Here is an 18,984-nt window from a genome sequence, read left to right as displayed (position 1 = left end):
ATGGACGAATTTTCAGGAATTATCATGTAGCCCCGAAGTGTTCCGTTCGTCACAAAATAGAAATATATGATTAACAAATTTAACTTTCTGCATGGCTTAAAACCATTGAGTAGATCAATAAAACAAGTATTAAATAAATCCGAGAAGGTGAGTTTTTGGTAAAAGGGAGTCAGATTTTTAAAGGGGGGATCGGAGCAATGGTTTTTCTTAGCCACTAGCCTCTAATAACGAACAGCCGCGAAGTGGCGTTCTCTAGCCGCAGCCGTCCTTTTAAATCCCTTGCTATGCGATTTGAATTTACCCTAATACTAGACTGAGAGCAGAAATGAATAGGAGGCTCTATGTCTGCTGCATTCGAAAGAGTTATTGATGAGATAGATTCCTTATCCCCAAAGGAGAAGGCGCTTGTGGCTCATCGTCTGATTGAATCACTGCATTCAGCTCAAGATGAAGATGCTGAGTAAGCTTGGAAAGAATTAGCCGAAAGTCGTCATGATGCTTTGTCACTTGGCGATGCCAAAGCGATATCTAGGGAAGAGATAAAACCGCAGGTGAAGTAAATGGCTAGGGCGCTAGAGATCGCGTCAGTTTCTCCGTAACCATTTATGTAGCGTTACAGTGAGCTGATCAGGATCAATGGGTTTGGCGATAAAGTCATTCATACCAGCTTCTTTGCAGGCCTCCTGATCTTCATGCATTGCATTAGCCGTTAAGGCAATAATTGGAACTGATCTTTGTGGCTGGGGGAGTATTCTAATCTGCCTTGTTGCTTCCAACCCATCCATATTAGGCATCTGCATGTCCATTAGGACCAGATCATAGTGGTCACTTTGAAGCTTTTTAAGTGCATCTATTCCATCGCAAGCTATGTCAGATCGAAGGCCATTTTTTTCCAGTAATTTAGAAATCACTTCTTGATTGATTTCATTATCTTCAGCGACCAGAATTGAAAATTCAGTTTTATCGGAGGGTGTTTTCCTTGAATCCTGTATGTTTAGAGCTAATGATTTATTCTCTTGAGAATGAGCCGCTACATTGCCTGTAGCTTCCTGCAGCGCAAGGGTAAACCAGAAACATGAGCCTTTACCTTGTTCACTGGAAAAATTGATCGTTCCCTGCATAAGTTCGATAATTCGTTTACAGATAACCAGACCTAAGCCGGTCCCGCCAAACTGTCGGGATATAGAGGAATCTGCCTGAGTGAAGTTATTAAATAAAAGGGACTTTGCATGATCTGGTATACCAATACCTGTATCTTCTACCTCAAAGCGAAGTATGTCTGGCCCATTTTGTGAAGACAATCGGTTGATTCGGACACAAATGTCTCCTTCCTCAGTAAATTTGAGTGCATTTCCAACGAGGTTAACGAGTACCTGACGCAATCTGCTGTCATCACCCAGGTAGAACTTGCCTACATCAGGGCTTATTTGCACCATAAAGCGCAGCCCTTTTTCACTGATTGATTGTTTGAAAAGGCTAATAACTTCAGCAAAAAATGGTCGGAGTTCAAAAGGTTGAGGATGCAGTTCCATCCGCCCGGATTCTAGCTTGGAGATATCAAGAATATCGTTAAGGATAGTTAACAGGGACTTTGCGGAAGAAAGGATTGATGAGACTTGCTGCTGTTGCTCGCTCTTCAGAGATGAATCCTCAAGCAGGGTTGCCATGCCAATAATCCCGTTCATCGGGGTGCGAATCTCGTGGCTCATTGTAGCCAGGAACTCACTTTTAGCTTTGTTAGAGGCTTCCGCTTTGTCTTTGGCAATGCTCAGATCAGCAGTACGCTGCTCAACTTCAGCTTGTAAGTGCTTCCTGTATTCTAGGTTATACAAAGCCTGATTGGTTAACGGTGAAAAGCGTTCAAGTAGACGAACATGGTCTTTAGTAAAATGGGATCTGTTTGGGTGGGTACAAACGAAAAGTGCAGTCCCACTGTCAGATTTTATAGGGGATAAAATAGCGGATTTAACTAAGTCCGGGTGCCTATCAACAAAATCTTTCCATTCTACTACAGCGCCAACATTGAAAATTGAGGTTGCCTGTCCGGCTATTACGCGTTTAAAGAGCTTGTCAGCCTCCCAGTGTTGTTCAGAGAATTCATTTAGCGTGCTGATCAGAGGAGTAAAGATTTCCCCGTCGCCAGATACCAAAATCATTCCCTGTTCAAAAGGGATAAAATTCTGTAAGACGGTTAGCAAATTCGAGAACATCTCTTTAGTAGAGCTAGAATCGTTGATGACCCGAATGCCTTCAAGTAAGCCTTCTGCTTCTCTTCTTAATCGCAGCTCCTTTTCAAGGAGGCGCTCCTGCTCGGTGTAGTTTTCTAGAAGTTCTTCATAGCTTAGATTTTTTGGGGACTCAGACATAGGTGTATATGCGCTTCTTATCTACTTTTAAAGCTTATGCTATTTGCCGAAAATAACAGTTGAGATCATCAGATTGCCGTGGGCATTCCCACTGCTCTCAATGCACCCCTGTTCCCCAAAAGTAAAAGCTCCAAGAAATGATGTATCTCCTAAAGCTTTGCTTACTGAGCTGGATACGTCTTCCATTGAATCTCTGACCGTTAACATACAACCGGCACAATAGATAACCAGAGCGCCACTAATATCACCATGCTCATAGTCGCCCATCTTCATAGCTGCGCTCGTTACCCTACCAGCTCGGGAAACTAGGCTTTCTGTTGAGCCTGTCATAAGAACCAGTTTATCTCCTTCGGATATATCGGAGAAAAGCGTTAACCCTCCTGTTGGGGTAATAGAGTCGGGATGTGAAAGCTTGAAGTGTTCTACGCCAGATGAAAAGCCTACTCTGCGTCCGAGGGGATGCAGAGTGGTACTCGCCAGAATGTTACCTCCAACGTCAAGCACCTCATCGGAGAATAGGGAGCCTGCCCATTCATTATATACTTTTGCTGCGGGTTGCCCATCAATCTCAAGAATGATGCGGTCTTTAGCTTTGGTAACAACGCCTTCAATATCGGTAGGGGAGTAGCCACTATGGAATGCGTAGGAGGTTTTGACCGATGGGTAGAAAAGGGTAACAACTACACCAGAGTTGTAACATGATTCCCCACTGAATAAAGACCAGTTGCCGATAACTGCGTTATCTGCAGCGCTACCTCCAGCAATAGGAACACTTTCACCTACAATCTCCTGAATGCTTTCAAGCAGTGTTTCTTCGTGGCCTGGTGTAGAACTGAACCAGATTAGATCCGGTAGTTCCCCGGGGCGACCGGACTCTTCCATTGCACGTTCAATCACTTCCATTCCACACTCTTTTAGATTTTCCGACAGTGGTATGGCTGCTGTACCGAAATCACCTGCTGGATCAGAAATTGCCCAGACACCCAATCCGCATCCATCGTCACTATGAAACCCCTGTTGTGTCATCACGCCCTGACAGGAGGAGCAACCATGTATAGCTGTATCAGGAAACAGATCACTTAATGTTTTTGTCAGAGTGTGTGCCTGATAAATTTCTGTGTAATAGACAATCAGGAGATCAGGCTTTTGTCCCAGCTGAGAGATGACCTTAGAAGAAACCTCGGCGGCGGCCTGAGTAGTATCTGCATTAAGTGAAAAGGCTGTAGCGATCTGCATAATGTCTCCGGTATACAATCTGAGAGAACAGTAAGAATGTATAGAAACATACCACGTTTTAAAACTCATGACCCACCCCTAATATTGAGGGAAATCAACCGATTGAAGAGCAGGGAAATAGTATTACGTTTGGGGTATAAAGAGCTCTTGCTTCCTAAATTCCCTATTCAGAAAGAGTTATTTCTGCTAAATCAATTAAAAGGAAGAATAGGGAAGACCGTTCTCACGCTTACTAACACCATCACGTTGGTGATGATCAAACCGACCTATATCAGGGTCATATTTCCCCCTAGATCAACCACCATATCAGCCTGACTAATATGCTCTTCGTCACGCGTACGGATCAGCTTAAAAGTAGGAAAAAGGCTCTAAGTGCAGCGATACTAAAACATCCTCTGCATGAAATTACCGCTGTGCGTTCCTATCGTGATATCAGGTATTTCTATTGCGTCATTTAAGTGTAGAAAGAAGATAGCCAGCCAAACCCGAAAGATTAGATTCGCTGTTGTGACGTGATGTTCATCGTCTAATTGATGCTGCGGATACAATACAAAGGTTACTGAGAAGAATAGGGGCTTCTGCAGCCAATGACTGTAGTTATTACTACTGATAGTGGTTGGTGTTGCACATAATTATGGTAACCATGCTTACCCTTTTAATTTTGGGGTTCGAGGTCAGTCAGTTCTCTTTGATATGTTGAATAAAGTTTATCTATTTCACCCTCCTTTATAAGCTCATGTAAAGCTTTATTAATGGTGTTTAAAACTTTGGGTTCCCCTTTTTCACGGAAATTCCAACGGGAGTTCCTTGTTCACTTAGTTCTAAAACCTTAACTCTAATCCCTATATCCTTTGATAAGTAATACCCTACTGAACGTGGCATAATAGCTGCAGAAATTAAGTCTTTATTGAGTAAGCTCATGGACTCTCTCTTACTATCAGTTTGCATTATTCTGAAAGAATCTCTAACACGTTGATTCGTCCAATTGTTTTCGATTAAAGAGTGTCTATCGCCCGAGATTAACTGACCATGTAAATCACTAACTTGAGTTATATCGGCTCTATCTGTTTTAACAAAAATTGCGGTATAGCGATTGTAATAGGGATAAGAGAAGTCAAAGTATTTAAGTCGAAATTCATTTATCTCCATTCCTATTACGCAATCCAATTCAGAAAAGCGAAGTAAGCTGACGATATCATCCCAATGACCATGTTTAATCGACAAATTGAGATTTCCCCTTTTCGCAATCAACTTTATGACGTCAACATCAATCCCAGTGAGTTTATTCTGTTCCACATACTGAAAAGGCGGGTAACCTGTCGCCATACCACAAAGAATCGGTTTATCTTCATTAGTCAATCCGTATGCGGGCATCAATGAAAATAGAAGAGTTAAAATAATTGTGAGGCTTTTATTAGCCTTTCCAGGCTTACTCCCTTTAATCCAAGCTACTACATTCATTTTTATGGGTTCTCCAAAGGGGTATATCTGCTTATTTTAGTTGAATCGATGAAGCTTGATGTGAAGAATAAATGGTTATAGGGGCTATTTTTCATTCTTATTTATGGTCAGGTGAGTTTATCAAATATAAAAAAACCGAACCCAATAGGTTCGGTTTTTTGCTTTTTCTAACAGCCACGAAGTGGCGTTCTCTAGCCGAAGCCGTCCTGAGCCGAAGGCGTTACCCTTCCTCCGGCTCATAACCCAAGTTAGGTGCCAACCAACGCTCAGCTTCTGACATTTCCATACCTTTACGCTTAGCGTAGCTTTCTACTTGGTCTTCGCTGATTTTCGCAACACCGAAGTATTGTGATTCAGGGTGGCTGAAGTAGAAGCCGCTGACGGCTGCTGTTGGCAGCATTGCGTAAGAGTCGGTGATGGTCATGCCAGTGTTCTTCTCAACATCTAGCAGTTCCCAAAGTAAGCCTTTCTCTGTGTGCTCTGGGCACGCAGGGTAACCCGGAGCAGGGCGGATGCCTTTGTATTTCTCGGCGATCAGGTCTTCGTTGGATAGCTGTTCGTCCGATGCATAACCCCAGATCTCTTTACGCACTTTATCGTGCATCATCTCAGCTAGGGCTTCGGCAAAACGGTCTGCCAAGGCTTTAACCATGATGGAGTTGTAGTCATCGTGGTCCGCTTCGTATTTCTCTACCAGTTCGTCACAGCCGTGACCTGTAGTTACTGCGAAGGCACCTAGGTAGTCTTGTTTGCCAGATTCTTTTGGAGCTACGAAGTCGGTTAGACACATATTAGCTTTGCCAGCGACTTTTTCAGTTTGTTGACGTAGGTGATGTAGCTGCATCAGTACTTCGCTGCGGCTTTCATCCGTGTATAGCTCGATATCGTCGTGGTTAACGCTGTTTGCCGGGAAGATACCGACAACAGCCTTAGCTGTTAGTAGTTTCTGATCAACCAGATCTTTTAGCATCGCTTGAGCATCTGCAAATAGGCGAGTCGCTTCTTCACCGATGATTTCGTCTTTCAATATGCGAGGGTAACGACCCGCTAGCTCCCACGAGTGGAAGAACGGCGTCCAGTCGAAGTACTCTTGAATATCGCTTAGGGCGATATCATCAAATACATGAATGCCCGGTTTTAGCGGTGCTGGTGGAGTGTAGTTATCCCACTCGATCTGGTATTTGTTTTCACGTGCTGCTTCAAGTGTGACACGACGCTTGTCGTTCATACGGGCAGCGTGACGATCACGTACCGCTTGGTACTCTTCTTGAATCTCTTTTACGTAACCTTCTTTCTTCTCACCTAGCAGGCTCGAAGCAACGTTTACTGCACGGGATGCGTTGGTTACGTGTACTACTTGATCGCGATGGAATACCGGATCGATCTTAACCGCTGTGTGGGCTTTAGATGTCGTTGCACCACCGATCAGTAGTGGAATATTAAATTCCTGACGTTCCATCTCTTTGGCAACGTGAACCATCTCATCTAGAGATGGTGTGATCAGACCAGATAGACCGATTAGATCAGCGTTCTCTTCACGTGCAGTACGCAGGATTGTTTCTGCTGGCACCATTACGCCAAGGTCGATGATCTCGTAGTTGTTACACTGCAATACTACCCCCACGATGTTCTTACCTATATCGTGTACGTCACCTTTAACGGTTGCTAGTACGATCTTACCGTTAGAGCTGCTCGCGCCGTCTTTCTCTTCTTCGATAAACGGCATTAGGTAAGCAACGGCTTTTTTCATTACACGTGCAGATTTTACTACCTGGGGTAGGAACATCTTACCGGCGCCAAACAGGTCGCCAACCACGCTCATACCGTCCATCAATGGACCTTCAATAACATGAAGTGGGCGGTCGTGGTTTTGACGTGCTTCTTCGGTGTCATCTTCGATAAATTCGGTGATACCTTTAACCAGTGCGTGCTCAAGACGTTTGTTAACGTCCCACTCGCGCCACTCTTGCGTTTTAGTATCTTCTTGTTGAGAGCCATCGCCGCGGTATTTCTCAGCAATATCCAATAGGCGTTCAGTGCCGTCTTCACGCGTATTCTGGATAACGTCTTCTACTGCTAAACGTAGTTCTTCTGGTAGATCATCGTAGATCGCCAACTGACCAGCGTTAACGATACCCATATCCATGCCTTGCTGAATTGCATGGTAAAGGAACACACAGTGGATCGCTTCACGTACTGGGTTGTTACCACGGAAGGAGAAGGATACGTTGGATACACCGCCGGAAATCTTCGCGTATGGCAGGTTCTGTTTAATCCAGCCTGTTGCTTGAATAAAGTCGACTGCGTAGTTGTTGTGCTCTTCGATACCGGTTGCTACCGCGAAGATGTTCGGGTCGAAGATGATATCTTCTGGTGGATAGCCCACTTTATCAACAAGGACACGGTAGGAGCGTTCACAGATCTCGATCTTACGCTCGTAAGTATCGGCCTGACCTGTTTCGTCAAAGGCCATAACGACTACAGCGGCACCGTAGCGGCGAAGCTTTTTCGCTTGTTCGATAAAGTTCTCTTCGCCTTCTTTAAGGCTGATCGAGTTAACAACACCTTTACCTTGGATGCACTGCAAACCCGCTTCGATAACGTCCCACTTAGAGGAGTCGATCATGATTGGTACGCAAGCGATGTCTGGCTCAGATGCGATTAGGTTAAGGAACTTAACCATCGCTGCGTGAGCATCCAACATGCCTTCGTCCATGTTGATATCGATGATCTGGGCACCGTTCTCAACCTGTTGACGAGCAACATCGAGAGCTGTTTCGTAGTCCTGCTCTTTGATCAAACGTTTGAACATCGCAGAACCGGTAACGTTGGTACGCTCACCAACGTTAACGAATAGGGTATCTTCGCCAATGTTCATTGGCTCAAGGCCTGATAGGCGACACTCTACTGGAAGATCTGGAAGCTTTCGTGGCTCAGCTTTTTCGGCTGCTTCACGAATCGCTTTGATGTGTGCTGGGGTTGTACCACAGCAACCACCGATAATATTTAAGAAGCCTGACTGCGCCCATTCGCCAATCTCTTCGGCCATCTGTTCTGGCGTTTCATCGTAACCACCAAATGCGTTTGGTAGACCTGCGTTAGGGTGAGCAGAAACGTGAGTCTCAGAAATACGAGACAGTTCTTCTACATACTGACGTAGCTCATTAGGACCTAGTGCACAGTTAAGGCCTACAGAGATTGGCTTAGCATGGCGAACGGAGTTCCAGAATGCTTCGGTTGTCTGACCTGAAAGCGTACGACCGGATGCATCAGTGATCGTACCGGAGATCATCACTGGCAAACAGATATTGTTTTCTTCGAAGTAGGTTTCTACCGCGTAGATAGCGGCTTTCGCATTTAGGGTGTCGAAGATGGTTTCGATCAGGATGATATCAGAGCCACCTTCTATCAAACCGTCGATAGATTCGGTGTACGCTTCAACTAACTCATTGAAGGAAACGTTACGGTACGCCGGATCGTTTACATCGGGAGAAATAGAACAAGTACGGTTTGTTGGGCCAAGAACACCTGCTACATAGCGTGGGCGATCAGGGGTTTCGGCAGTAATTTCGTCACAGGCTTCGCGGGCTAGGCGTGCTGCTTCTACGTTGATTTCACGGCTGAGCGATTCCATCTCGTAATCAGCCATGGCGATCTGCGTCGCGTTAAAGGTATTGGTCTCGATGATATCCGCACCGGCCAATAGGTATTCTTTGTTAATCGCTTTGATGATATCTGGCTTAGTTAGCACTAAAAGGTCGTTATTACCTTTAACCTCAATATGCCAGTCAGCGAAACGCTCGCCGCGGTAATCCGCTTCTTCAAGCTTGTAATCCTGAATCATGGTGCCCATACCACCATCCAGAATCATAATGCGTTTTTTAAGGCTCTCTGAAAGCGTTTCCATCAAAGTTTTATCTGTCACAGTTAAATACCTGAATCAGCGACTACTAGAATAAGGACGCTATTGTAAATCAATTAGTTAAGAAAGGGAGTGAGGAAAGTTAATCTATTGATGAACTACGTTCAATTTCAGCCGTTTTTACGGGGTTGAGAGCACTAGAATCGACTGTCTTTGGTAGCGGGGTCTATTAGAAGGAGGTGTATTAGCTTTGTTTGTCCTAAAGAATGCTCAATAACCCCTTAATATTTTCCCAGATGGTGGTAGAATAGCCGCCCTTTGTGCAGTGCGAATCTATCTAACAGGGCAAAAATGTTAGTCCTTTAGACGTTTTTCGTATTATGTGCAGCGCAAAATACTGGTTAAAATGCCGTTTTTTGTGAGCTAGCTGACCTGTCACACTGCTAATAAGGGTAAAACAGGTACAGCGTTGATGTGTTACTCAGATATGTCGGCCAAAAGCTGAATGGGTAGCGAAAGGGGAAAACCAGGTTAAGCCTGGTACAGATGAGCAAACGCAGGATTTAGTCTATGCTGCAGACATTCTTAAAGTGCAAGCTACACCGTGTAACAGTAACTCACGCTGAGCTTCACTACGAAGGTTCATGTGCGATCGATGGTGTGTTGCTTGATAAGTCAGGCATTCGTGAATATGAACTGATTCATATTTACAATATCAACAATGGCGAACGCTTTACTACTTATGCAATCCGTGCAGAAGAGAACAGCGGTATTATCTCTGTAAACGGTGCGGCGGCGCATAAAGCAAGTAAAGGTGATCTACTGATCATCGCTTCTTACGTTCAATTGGACGACAAAGAGGTTGACGACCATCAGCCAACGCTTTGCTATTTTGAAAATGCGAAGTCAGATGGCGGCGTAGGCGCAACTGATGAGGAACTTCATCAGCGCAACGTGCTAACAGGTATGAAACGCGCAATTCCTGTTCAGCCAAAAGATATCTGATTAAGATTTCTAAAAGCCACTCACATCTGAGTGGCTTTTTTGTATAGAGAACCCGCCTTGTGTGGGTTTTCTTTTACCTGTTATATAGCAGTTAATCCCACTGGCGTATCAATCTTTAGGCCTAATATCGCCTTGCAAGGTAGGGCTATTGCGGGTAAATTGGCGCCCAGAAAATTGCTTAGGCAAACATAATAAGCACACCAAAAATACTATTTAGGAGTTACACGTGGAACTCGCATGTCTTGACCTTGAAGGGGTATTGATCCCAGAAATCTGGATCGCTTTTGCTGAAGAAACTGGTATTGAAGAATTAAAAGCGACGACTCGTGATATTCCTTGTTACGACGAGCTAATGCAGCAGCGTCTTCGCATTCTTGATGAGCACGGTCTTAAGTTGCCGCAGATTCAAGAAACAATCAGCAAGCTTGAGCCGCTAGAAGGTGCAGTTGAGTTTGTTAACTGGTTGCGTGAGCGTTTTCAGGTTGTGATCCTATCTGATACGTTCTACGAATTCTCTCAGCCACTAATGCGTCAGCTTGGCTTCCCAACACTTCTTTGTCATAAGCTAGAAGTAGACGAAGATGGTCGTATCACTGACTACACTTTGCGTCAGAAAGATCCTAAGCGTCAGTCTGTTCGTGCGTTCCAGTTGTTGAACTACCGTGTTATTTCTGCAGGTGATTCTTACAACGACACGACAATGCTTAAGCAAGCAGAAGCAGGTATCTTATTCCACGCGCCTGATAATGTAATTGCTGAATTCCCTCAGTTCCCAGCAGTACACACGTACGAAGATCTGAAGAAAGAGTTTATCAAGGCAAGTAACCGCGATTTAAGTCTGTAACTTCTCTTCTCACCTAATCTGCCACTCAAATAGTCATTTTGGGTGGTAGTTTGGGCATTCTCCCCAAGCCTTTCTTATTAGTTTTTGTTAATATTATCCTTACATATTCTAGGTTAAGTCTCTTTTACTTCGTTTAGTTAAGGTATTTATTGTATGCCTCATGCAAAAATAATCAGTTTTAATTCTCTACTTACCGACCAATTGGTTGGTGTTTTAGCTGAGGACTATCAACTGGAAATATCCCCTAACTTAAATGAAATGAGTGTTGAGAGTGACTTGGTGCTTTTGGATCATGACCTAATTGATCAGTATGATGAGTCAGAATTGATTGCGGCAATTCAGCAGTATGAGCATCTTCATATTCCTGTGATTTTAGTATGGAATAACTCAGAAGAAGATTACCGTGAATTAGCAATTGAGATTGGTTGTTCTGATTATTTAAGACCGCCTTTTATTCCATCTGTTGTTAACGCCAAGTGTAAAACCTATATCAGTTTGGCCAAGTTAAAGCTTAATTTTACTTCCCGTTCGGTAACTGCAAAATCTGCTGCTTGTGAGGAGTCGAAAGGCCTTATTGATGTTACTGAGCTGTTGGCGGTTCAGGATGCTGCCATTTTGTGTCTAGCGACCATTGCAAGAATTCGCGATCATTCTACAGGTAATCATATCCTTAGAACGCAGCACTATGTTAAAGCGTTAGCTGAGCATCTGTATAAAAACCCTGCCTACCACGATCAGTTGGACGCTGAAACGATTGAGTTGTATTACAAAACCTCTGCTTTGCATGATATTGGTAAAGTGGGTATCCCAGATCATATATTACAAAAGCCTGGGGAATTGAGTGCTGAGGAATATCGTGTAATGAAAACCCATACAGTGCTGGGTTATCAAGCGGTGACATCTGCACAACAGTTGCTAGATAATGCTTCGAGCAATAAAGCGGTCAGGTTTCTTGAATTAGCACAGCAAGTGACATTAAGTCATCATGAGCGCTGGGATGGTGAGGGGTATCCGCAGGGCTTGAAAGGCGAAGATATTCCTTTGATTGCGCGTTTAATGGCAGTTGCTGATGTGTACGATGCAATGATTTCTCGTAGGCCTTACAAAAGCGCGGTAGATCATAAAAGGGTTACTGATGTAATCGTTTCGGGACGTGGAGCTCATTTTGATCCCGCTGTTGTTGATGCGTTTTTAGATCTACAAGATATGTTTGAAAGGATATCTTTTAAGCTGGAGGATGTATTCCCATCCAGTGCGGATTTAATGTTGCACTCAATGGGTGATCTTATCGCTGAGAATGATCTTGCTACGGTTGTGGAATCATCGGATAGTTGAAGGCTTCTCTCCGTGTTCTCAGCTGAGAAGGTAGCCATTTTTGGTAGGCATCATAGATGGTCGATTTGAGTTCCTTATCATTCTCGATCATTTGATTGAGTGTGTTGATCAAAGCTTTATTCCACTCACCTTTAGCACACCCTACATGCCCCATGCTCGTCGCAGATTGTCCCTCTAGCGGTACGAAATATAGGTCTTCTTTAATGTTGTGTTGTAATTTACTGAACTGCGCTTCTTCTGGTCGACCGATCATGGCATCTAGGCGGTGGTTTTCAACCATTTGAATAAGCCGTTCCTGATCCTTCTGCCCAGTTTTTACATGAAAGATACTATTGGGTTTTGAAATATTGTCTTTTATTACAGCATCGATATATGCGGAGTAGGCTCTTGCATCGTGGATGCTGATTGAGACTGATCTTTTGGTTAGAGCAGTTAGGCTAACCGGATTGATGTTATCAGCACTGACACCGAATTTATGTAGAGCTCCTTTTGTAGTGACTAAACCATTTGCGTATAACCGCATTAATGGTCGACTAAAATCCATAAATTTTTGGCGCTCTTTAGAATTAACTAAAGAAACATGGCAAATCATCTGTCCTTCTTTGGCTAGTTGCAGTACGCGTTTTAAGCTCATGTCTGCGCTGATATGGCGATAATTCTTTAGCTTTCTCTTGAATAGCTTAATCGCTTCATCGCCTATACCTTGATTGCTGTATTTGCCCTTTAAGATAAATACTGGAGCAAAATCGGTCCTAGCCCATACAATACTAAGCTTTTTGTTAGAGTCTGCTTTTATTGGATGCTGATCGGCTACAGCAGCTTTGGGGCTAGCCAGAAAGAGTATTAAAAGTGTGGTTGAGAGTAGCCTTCCGAACTGCATGATCCTTCCTTTTGAGATAGAGCAATTCAATTATAGGCAAAATGATAGGATCTGTTGGCTTAAACACAATTAAGTCTGGCTGAGTGCAAATCGGTTGTTCATCCGGTTTAAGCGTAATGCCATTTTTAAGATTAGCTGATCCTTGAGCTTCTCTCTGGTTTCTATCGGAAGCTTGTCTAGTAATTCCTGGTCAATAACCAGCGCTGTACTTTCTCTGTTGGCAATAACGCTTGCGGTACGTGGTTCGTTTGTTAGGAAAGAAATCTCGCCGATAATTTCGCCAGGGGATAGCTGGGTGATCAGTTGTTGTGTTGTGCCTTTAAGTACATTGACACCGCCGCTTAGTAGGATAAAGAAGCGTTTATCTAAAGAATCTTCGTCGGTTAAGTAGTCGCCGCTATTGTATGCGATAAAGTACCAGTTGAACTGAGCAAGGAGTTGTTTGTCCTTGCGGTTCATATCATCGAATAAGGCCACTTTATCAAGAATAGCTAGGGCACTTTCTTTGCTGAGCGTCGTGTTTTTAGCCATGTATATACTCCTTCTAATTAGGAATAGTTGCTTCCAAGCATTGGAGCAAGTTATTCACTTTGTCGAAGGTTTCTTGATACTCCATGGATGAAACAGAGTCTGCGACAATTCCACCGCCAGCCCAGCAGAAAATCTGATCGTTCTCGCATAGCAGGGTGCGAATGGTGATGCTGGTATCCATACGGCCACATAGGCTGATGTAACCAATAGAGCCGCAGTAGATAGAGCGACGGTGGGGTTCTAGTTCTTCGATAATCTCCATTGCTCTAATCTTTGGTGCGCCGGTGATGGAGCCGCCAGGAAAGCAATGTTTTAGTAGCGCAATCGGTGAGTAATCTGAGCTTAAGTTGCCCGTCACAGTGCTAACTTTGTGATGCACGTTGGCATAGCTCTCAATGTTAAAGAGCTTTGGTGCTTTTACCGAGTTGTGCTGACAGACCTTACTAAGATCGTTGCGCATAAGATCGACAATCATCAGGTTCTCGGCGCGATCTTTAAGAGAATCGCTTAGTTCCTGTTTCAGACGTTGATCTTCTGTTAAATCAGATGAGCGTGGTCGCGTACCCTTAATCGGTTTAGTCGTTACTATCCCATCTTTAGTTTCTAGGAACTGCTCTGGGGAAAGAGACAAAATTTGCTGCTCCCCTAGATCGATATAAGCAGAATAAGGTGTTGGAGCATGGGTTCTTAGCTTTTTATAGGCTTCCCAGCTGTCACCTTGATAACTGCTATTAAAGCGTTGAGCAAAGTTGACCTGATAACAGTCGCCAGCATGGATGTAGTTATCTATCTGTTCAAGCTTCTGCTGGTATTCCGCTTCAGTGATATTGGCGCTAAAGGCTTTATCTAGCTGGAAATCAGAGTTTGTGGTGTTTGTTGCTTGAGTCAGTTGCAGTTCGATCTGGTCGAGTTGCTCTTTAGGTACGCGATGATCGGCTACGAGGTAAGCTTGCTCTTTATGGTGATCGACCACTAAGCCCCATAGATACATGCCCACTTGCATGTCGGGTAGGGAGGCAAAATCTTCTGCCTTCACCGGCATAGCTTCAACGGATCGGCCCAGATCATAAGCAAAGTGACCGATGATGCCGCCTTGGAATGGCAGATCGGATTGTTCTGCTTGCGGGTTCCGATAGCGGTTGTACAGATCTTGCAGTGCATCAAATGCAGGCTGCTCTGCATTCATGCTTAAAATTTCAACCGGTGCAGCCGCGATGATGTCGAACCGCCCCCATGGACAGTTAGGACGACCACTATCAAGAAATACAGCATTACCTAGAGGGCGAAGACGCTCAAAGTAAATTTCACTGTTAGCTAAATACGGAACAGAACGTTGGGTGATCAATGAACTGGCTTAATTCTTAGTTATTGAATGAAGTGTGTGAATTGTATGTAACCCCATTGGAACTGTCTATGTGAAAGGCTTTGCCGCGACAAAATAAGTGAAAACAACTGTAAACGTTTAAAAAAACGTTGTTTGTTTTTCGTTCATACCAAAGATTGTCGACAAAATGCTGGTTTGGTTACTCTGTTCAGCTAGAATGAGGTTAAACCTATTAGAGCATTAAGAGTATTGTTGCTACATGAAGCATCCTTTTAGTGTTGATAAGCAAAGCCTTACTTTGCCTGATCAGCATATTGTTTATCGAATCTATCGAAATCCTGAAATTGAGCCTTCCAGAAGGCTGGTCTTGCTGCATGGGGCAGGTGTTGCTGGGGTTGATACTTGGGAGCATATCACTGCATTTTTAACTCAATGGTCTGAGGTGTTGGTGCCTGACCAGAGAGGCATGGGTGATACCTACTTTCCAGATCGTAAAGAACACCCCTTTGCAGCGCAGGAGCTGGTTGCAGACTTAAATGCCTTGGTTGATCATCTGGGCTGGTGGCAGTTTGATTTAGCAGGTTATTCCCTAGGTGGCTTAATCTCGCTGCTGTTTAAACAGCAGCACTCTGATCGTGTTGGTAAGCAGTATCTATTGGAATCGGCGGTGCTAGATCGCCCTTGCTGGGAAACCACCATCGAGCTGCGTAACCAGTTCTCGCAAGCGGCACTGAATCTGAGAGGTGCTGTGCAGGTAGAGAAGGGCATTGTTAACTTTTTAGACGCGATTTCGCCTAATCGTAAGGTTTCACCGCAAGTAGAAAAGTTAACTGTCAGCAGATTAGGGGCGCGACCGGAAGGTTTTGCGAATGCTTTGGACTGCGTAACACAGGCAGTAAAGCAGATAGACAGAGAAGAATTAGTGGCGGCGCAAGGTGATGTTACCAGCTTTATAGGCGGGAACAGCGTGGACCTTATGCACCAGTACCAGCGAGAGTTGGCGGAGCGCCTGCCCAATTGGCACTACTTTTTGATGGCTGGAACTGATCATTCGTTACCGTTTCAAAAGCCGCGCCAGATCGCGCGAGTGATGAATGAAGAGTTACAGCGTTATATAACTAACAAATAATTACGAAGTGATAAGGTAAAACCCTTAAACTTTTGTATTGTGTTGACAATCTTTTCGCTATTTCGAGTTGACGGCTCAATTTAGCAGGAGTATCTTGGTCTCAGTTCAAGATTGTCGACAATCTTCAATCAAGGGTTGTTATGACTGATAAAACAGACAATAAAGCGTTTCAACAAGAAACGCGCACATTGGCCGATCGCGTTTGCGAACAAATTGTAACTGCGATTGTGGTGGGGGATATTCCTCCCGGTCAGAAGATCAGCGAGCCTGAGCTTGCCAAAACGTACGGCATTAGCCGTGGGCCTTTGCGAGAAGCGATGCGTCGTTTGGAAGCACTAAGGTTAGTTGAACGTAAGCCTCATGTCGGTGCGCGGGTTGTTAATCTGTCGGCAAAAGAACTTATTGAAATATATCGCGTCCGCGAAGCACTTGAAGGTATGGCCTGCCGCTTAGCAGCAGAAAATATGCCTCAAGACGAAATCGATAGCTTGCGTGCTCTATTAGATGAGCATGAACAGAGTGTCGAACAGCTAGAGGGCCGATCGTATTTCCAAAAAGAGGGTGATCTGGATTTTCACTACCGCATTGTTCACGGCAGCAAAAATGAGAAGCTGCTCGAATTTTTAGGCGGGGATCTATATCACTTAGTACGAATGTACAGATACCAGTTCAGTGTCTCTAGTTCACGACCAAAACGTGCACTTAAAGAGCACCGCCAGATTGTAGACGCGATTGAATCCCGCGATCCGGAATTGGCTGAAATGCTCATGCGCCGACATATTGGCGCCGCACGCAGCAACGTGGAAGAGAAACTGAACGCAGCGACCGAAACCAGAGGGGAAGAACATGTCCAATAACCTGTCTGCCGGTGCACGTTTTCGTAAAGCACTAGCTGAAACAAACCCACTTCAGATTGTAGGTACGACTAACGCATATCACGCCATGATGGCTGAACGTGTAGGTCATAAAGCAATTTACTTATCTGGTGGTGGTGTCGCTAACCACTCATACGGTTTGCCTGACCTAGGCATGACATCGATGAATGACGTTCTAGCAGATGTAAGCCGTATTACCAGCGCAGTAGAAACTCCGCTGATGGTTGATATTGATACGGGATGGGGTGGAGCTTTTAACATTGCACGCACGGTCAAAGAGATGACCAAAGCAGGTGCAGCAGCGGTTCACATTGAAGATCAGATTGCACAGAAACGTTGCGGTCACCGTCCAAACAAAGAGATTGTTACTCTTGAAGAGATGGTTGATCGCGTTAAAGCAGCGGTTGATGCAAAAACTGATGATGACTTCTTTGTTGTAGCACGTACAGATGCTTTCCAGATGGAAGGTCTTAATGCTGCGGTTGAACGCGCGCAAGCATGTCTAGAGGCTGGTGCAGATGGCATCTTCGCAGAAGCAGTGCATACGCTAGATGATTACAAAGCGTTTTCGGATGGTATTAATGGCGCTCATCTATTGGCGAACATTACTGAGTTTGGTGCTACGCCTCTATTTAATACCGAGGAACTAGCTGCTCACGGTGCAAGCATGGTGCTATACCCACTGTCTGCATTCCGCGCAGCCAACAAGGCAGCCCTTAATGTTTACGAGCATCTTCTTAAAGATGGTGATCAAAAAGCTGTTGTCGATACCATGCAAACACGTATGGAACTTTACGATTTCTTGAATTATCACGACTTCGAGCAGAAGTTGGATGCATTGTTCGCAGAAGGTAAGAATAAGTAAGCAGTATTTTGATTTTACGCTTTACTTAATTGATTTTAGCAAGCGGGTCGCAGAACCCGCATAGATAGGAAACAGGAGCATAATCATGGTCGACAAAAAACTGGGTGGTGCTGGTCTACGAGGTCAGTCTGCAGGTGAAACGGCATTATGTACTGTAGGTAAAACAGGTTCAGGTCTGACTTACCGTGGTTACGATATCAAAGAACTATCTGATAAAGCGCAGTTTGAAGAAGTTGCTTATCTTCTACTTTACGGAAAACTGCCAAATCAGGCTGAGCTAGATGCATACAAAGCTAAGTTAAAAGGTATGCGTGCACTGCCAGAAGCACTAAAAACAGTTCTAGAACAGATTCCTGCTGAAGCGCACCCAATGGACGTGATGCGTACAGGTTGCTCTATGTTGGGTAACCTAGAAGAAGAGAAAGATTTCTCTGAGCAGCACGATCATATCGATCGTATGCTTGCGGTCTTCCCTGGCATGATCAACTACTGGTACAACTTCAGCCACAACGGCGTACGTGTAAACGTTGAAACTGATGCTGATTCTATTGCTGAGCAGTTCCTATGGACGCTTCACAACGAGAAGCCTGAGCCGCTGCATGTTGAAGTAATGCACGCGTCTTTGATCCTTTACGCTGAGCACGAATTCAACGCGTCTACATTCACTGCGCGTGTATGTGCATCTACGCTATCTGATATTCATAGCTGTGTGACTGCTGCAATTGGTTCCCTACGTGGTCCTCTGCACGGTGGTGCTAACGAAGCTGCAATGGATATGGTTCAACAGTGGAAATCTGCGGATGAAGCTGAAGAAGCAATCATGGGCATGTTGGCGCGTAAAGATAAGATCATGGGCTTCGGTCACGCGATCTACCGCGAATCTGACCCACGTAACGCGATCATCAAAGAGTGGTCCAAGAAACTATCTGAGCAGGTTGGTGATACTCACCTGTACGCAGTTTCTGAGCGTGTTGAAGCAGTTATGTGGCGCGAGAAGAAGTTGTTCTGTAACGCAGACTTTTTCCACGCATCTGCTTACAACTTCATGGGAATTCCTACGAAGCTGTTTACACCTATCTTTGTTTGTTCTCGTGCGGCAGGTTGGACTGCTCACGTAATGGAGCAGCGCGCTAACAACCGTATCATCCGTCCATCTGCTGACTACACCGGTCCAGAAACGGCTGATTGGGTTGCTATCGAAGATCGTCCATAAGAGACGACAGTAGACAGCGGTTTGAGCTATCACCCAGATCGCTGTCCTGATTTGAATA

16 protein-coding genes are annotated in these 18,984 nt (G+C 44.6%); 8 read left to right on the top strand and 8 right to left on the bottom strand.

The window, feature by feature from the left end; translation table 11 throughout:
- Positions 1–341 precede the first annotated feature (341 nt).
- A complete protein-coding gene (locus ACMXYR_RS09440) occupies positions 342–464 on the top strand; it encodes a hypothetical protein (protein ID WP_415901364.1) in 123 nt (40 codons plus the stop codon).
- 120 nt (positions 465–584) lie between these two features.
- Here ACMXYR_RS09440 and ACMXYR_RS09435 read toward each other — a convergent pair whose 3' ends face one another.
- The 5 genes from ACMXYR_RS09435 to metH all read right to left on the bottom strand — a co-directional run bounded on the left by ACMXYR_RS09435 (position 585) and on the right by metH (position 8,970).
- Positions 585–2,366, bottom strand: coding sequence for an ATP-binding protein (locus ACMXYR_RS09435; protein WP_415901363.1), 1,782 nt, complete (start codon positions 2,364–2,366; stop codon positions 585–587).
- 39 nt (positions 2,367–2,405) lie between these two features.
- Positions 2,406–3,602, bottom strand: coding sequence for an FIST signal transduction protein (locus ACMXYR_RS09430; protein WP_415901362.1), 1,197 nt, complete (start codon positions 3,600–3,602; stop codon positions 2,406–2,408).
- A 266-nt stretch (positions 3,603–3,868) separates the two neighbouring features.
- Positions 3,869–3,946, bottom strand: a complete 78-nt coding sequence (locus tag ACMXYR_RS09425) for a hypothetical protein (RefSeq protein WP_415903638.1) — start codon at positions 3,944–3,946, stop codon at positions 3,869–3,871.
- Between the two features lie 415 nt (positions 3,947–4,361).
- Positions 4,362–5,063 (bottom strand): transporter substrate-binding domain-containing protein, encoded by a 702-nt coding sequence (locus ACMXYR_RS09420; RefSeq protein ID WP_415901361.1) that lies wholly within the window; start codon positions 5,061–5,063, stop codon positions 4,362–4,364.
- Positions 5,064–5,283: 220 nt separating this feature from the next.
- Complete coding sequence (gene metH / locus ACMXYR_RS09415; protein WP_415903637.1) at positions 5,284–8,970, bottom strand: methionine synthase; 3,687 nt, start codon at positions 8,968–8,970, stop codon at positions 5,284–5,286.
- A 525-nt stretch (positions 8,971–9,495) separates the two neighbouring features.
- Between metH and panD the strand changes: the two genes are divergently transcribed.
- The 3 genes from panD to ACMXYR_RS09400 all read left to right on the top strand — a co-directional run bounded on the left by panD (position 9,496) and on the right by ACMXYR_RS09400 (position 12,109).
- Positions 9,496–9,930, top strand: coding sequence for an aspartate 1-decarboxylase (panD, locus tag ACMXYR_RS09410; RefSeq protein WP_415887832.1), 435 nt, complete (start codon positions 9,496–9,498; stop codon positions 9,928–9,930).
- Between the two features lie 226 nt (positions 9,931–10,156).
- On the top strand, positions 10,157–10,774 hold the full coding sequence (gene thrH, locus ACMXYR_RS09405; RefSeq protein ID WP_415887833.1) for a bifunctional phosphoserine phosphatase/homoserine phosphotransferase ThrH: 618 nt from the start codon (positions 10,157–10,159) through the stop codon (positions 10,772–10,774).
- Positions 10,775–10,927: 153 nt separating this feature from the next.
- Entirely contained in the window at positions 10,928–12,109 is a 1,182-nt protein-coding gene (locus tag ACMXYR_RS09400) for an HD domain-containing phosphohydrolase (protein ID WP_415901360.1), read from the top strand.
- Here ACMXYR_RS09400 and ACMXYR_RS09395 read toward each other — a convergent pair.
- The 3 genes from ACMXYR_RS09395 to pabB form a co-directional block, all read right to left on the bottom strand.
- Positions 12,081–12,989 (bottom strand): hypothetical protein, encoded by a 909-nt coding sequence (locus ACMXYR_RS09395; protein WP_415901359.1) that lies wholly within the window; start codon positions 12,987–12,989, stop codon positions 12,081–12,083. The two genes, ACMXYR_RS09400 and ACMXYR_RS09395, sit on opposite strands and share 29 nt — an antisense overlap.
- 69 nt (positions 12,990–13,058) lie before the next feature.
- A complete protein-coding gene (locus ACMXYR_RS09390; RefSeq protein ID WP_415901358.1) occupies positions 13,059–13,520 on the bottom strand; it encodes a cyclic nucleotide-binding domain-containing protein in 462 nt (153 codons plus the stop codon).
- A 13-nt stretch (positions 13,521–13,533) separates the two neighbouring features.
- Positions 13,534–14,865: an aminodeoxychorismate synthase component I gene (pabB, locus tag ACMXYR_RS09385; protein WP_415901357.1), complete on the bottom strand. Its 1,332-nt coding sequence runs from the start codon at positions 14,863–14,865 to the stop codon at positions 13,534–13,536.
- 238 nt (positions 14,866–15,103) lie between these two features.
- Between pabB and ACMXYR_RS09380 the strand changes: the two genes are divergently transcribed.
- The 4 genes from ACMXYR_RS09380 to prpC all read left to right on the top strand — a co-directional run bounded on the left by ACMXYR_RS09380 (position 15,104) and on the right by prpC (position 18,926).
- On the top strand, positions 15,104–15,973 hold the full coding sequence (locus tag ACMXYR_RS09380; protein WP_415901356.1) for an alpha/beta fold hydrolase: 870 nt from the start codon (positions 15,104–15,106) through the stop codon (positions 15,971–15,973).
- Between the two features lie 140 nt (positions 15,974–16,113).
- Entirely contained in the window at positions 16,114–16,830 is a 717-nt protein-coding gene (locus ACMXYR_RS09375) for a GntR family transcriptional regulator (RefSeq protein WP_415901355.1), read from the top strand.
- Positions 16,820–17,713: a methylisocitrate lyase gene (prpB, locus tag ACMXYR_RS09370; RefSeq protein ID WP_415881526.1), complete on the top strand. Its 894-nt coding sequence runs from the start codon at positions 16,820–16,822 to the stop codon at positions 17,711–17,713. Before ACMXYR_RS09375 ends, prpB begins: the two co-directional genes overlap by 11 nt.
- An 85-nt stretch (positions 17,714–17,798) precedes the next feature.
- Positions 17,799–18,926, top strand: coding sequence for a 2-methylcitrate synthase (gene prpC, locus ACMXYR_RS09365; protein WP_415888430.1), 1,128 nt, complete (start codon positions 17,799–17,801; stop codon positions 18,924–18,926).
- Positions 18,927–18,984: the final 58 nt, after the last annotated feature.

Source organism: Neptuniibacter sp. QD29_5 (assembly GCF_047778125.1).
GTDB lineage: Bacteria > Pseudomonadota > Gammaproteobacteria > Pseudomonadales > Balneatricaceae > Neptuniibacter.
This window is presented reverse-complemented; position numbering and strand designations above follow the sequence as displayed.

Coding starts and splice junctions, on each gene's coding strand:
- panD (WP_415887832.1), top strand. CDS start 9,496: ATGCTGCAGACATTCTTAAAGTGCAAGCTACACCGTGTAACAGTAACT.
- ACMXYR_RS09435 (WP_415901363.1), bottom strand. CDS start 2,366: ATGTCTGAGTCCCCAAAAAATCTAAGCTATGAAGAACTTCTAGAAAAC.
- ACMXYR_RS09400 (WP_415901360.1), top strand. CDS start 10,928: ATGCCTCATGCAAAAATAATCAGTTTTAATTCTCTACTTACCGACCAA.
- prpC (WP_415888430.1), top strand. CDS start 17,799: ATGGTCGACAAAAAACTGGGTGGTGCTGGTCTACGAGGTCAGTCTGCA.
- ACMXYR_RS09390 (WP_415901358.1), bottom strand. CDS start 13,520: ATGGCTAAAAACACGACGCTCAGCAAAGAAAGTGCCCTAGCTATTCTT.
- ACMXYR_RS09375 (WP_415901355.1), top strand. CDS start 16,114: ATGACTGATAAAACAGACAATAAAGCGTTTCAACAAGAAACGCGCACA.
- ACMXYR_RS09430 (WP_415901362.1), bottom strand. CDS start 3,602: ATGCAGATCGCTACAGCCTTTTCACTTAATGCAGATACTACTCAGGCC.
- ACMXYR_RS09395 (WP_415901359.1), bottom strand. CDS start 12,989: ATGCAGTTCGGAAGGCTACTCTCAACCACACTTTTAATACTCTTTCTG.
- ACMXYR_RS09440 (WP_415901364.1), top strand. CDS start 342: ATGTCTGCTGCATTCGAAAGAGTTATTGATGAGATAGATTCCTTATCC.
- metH (WP_415903637.1), bottom strand. CDS start 8,970: ATGGAAACGCTTTCAGAGAGCCTTAAAAAACGCATTATGATTCTGGAT.
- prpB (WP_415881526.1), top strand. CDS start 16,820: ATGTCCAATAACCTGTCTGCCGGTGCACGTTTTCGTAAAGCACTAGCT.
- ACMXYR_RS09380 (WP_415901356.1), top strand. CDS start 15,104: ATGAAGCATCCTTTTAGTGTTGATAAGCAAAGCCTTACTTTGCCTGAT.
- ACMXYR_RS09420 (WP_415901361.1), bottom strand. CDS start 5,063: ATGAATGTAGTAGCTTGGATTAAAGGGAGTAAGCCTGGAAAGGCTAAT.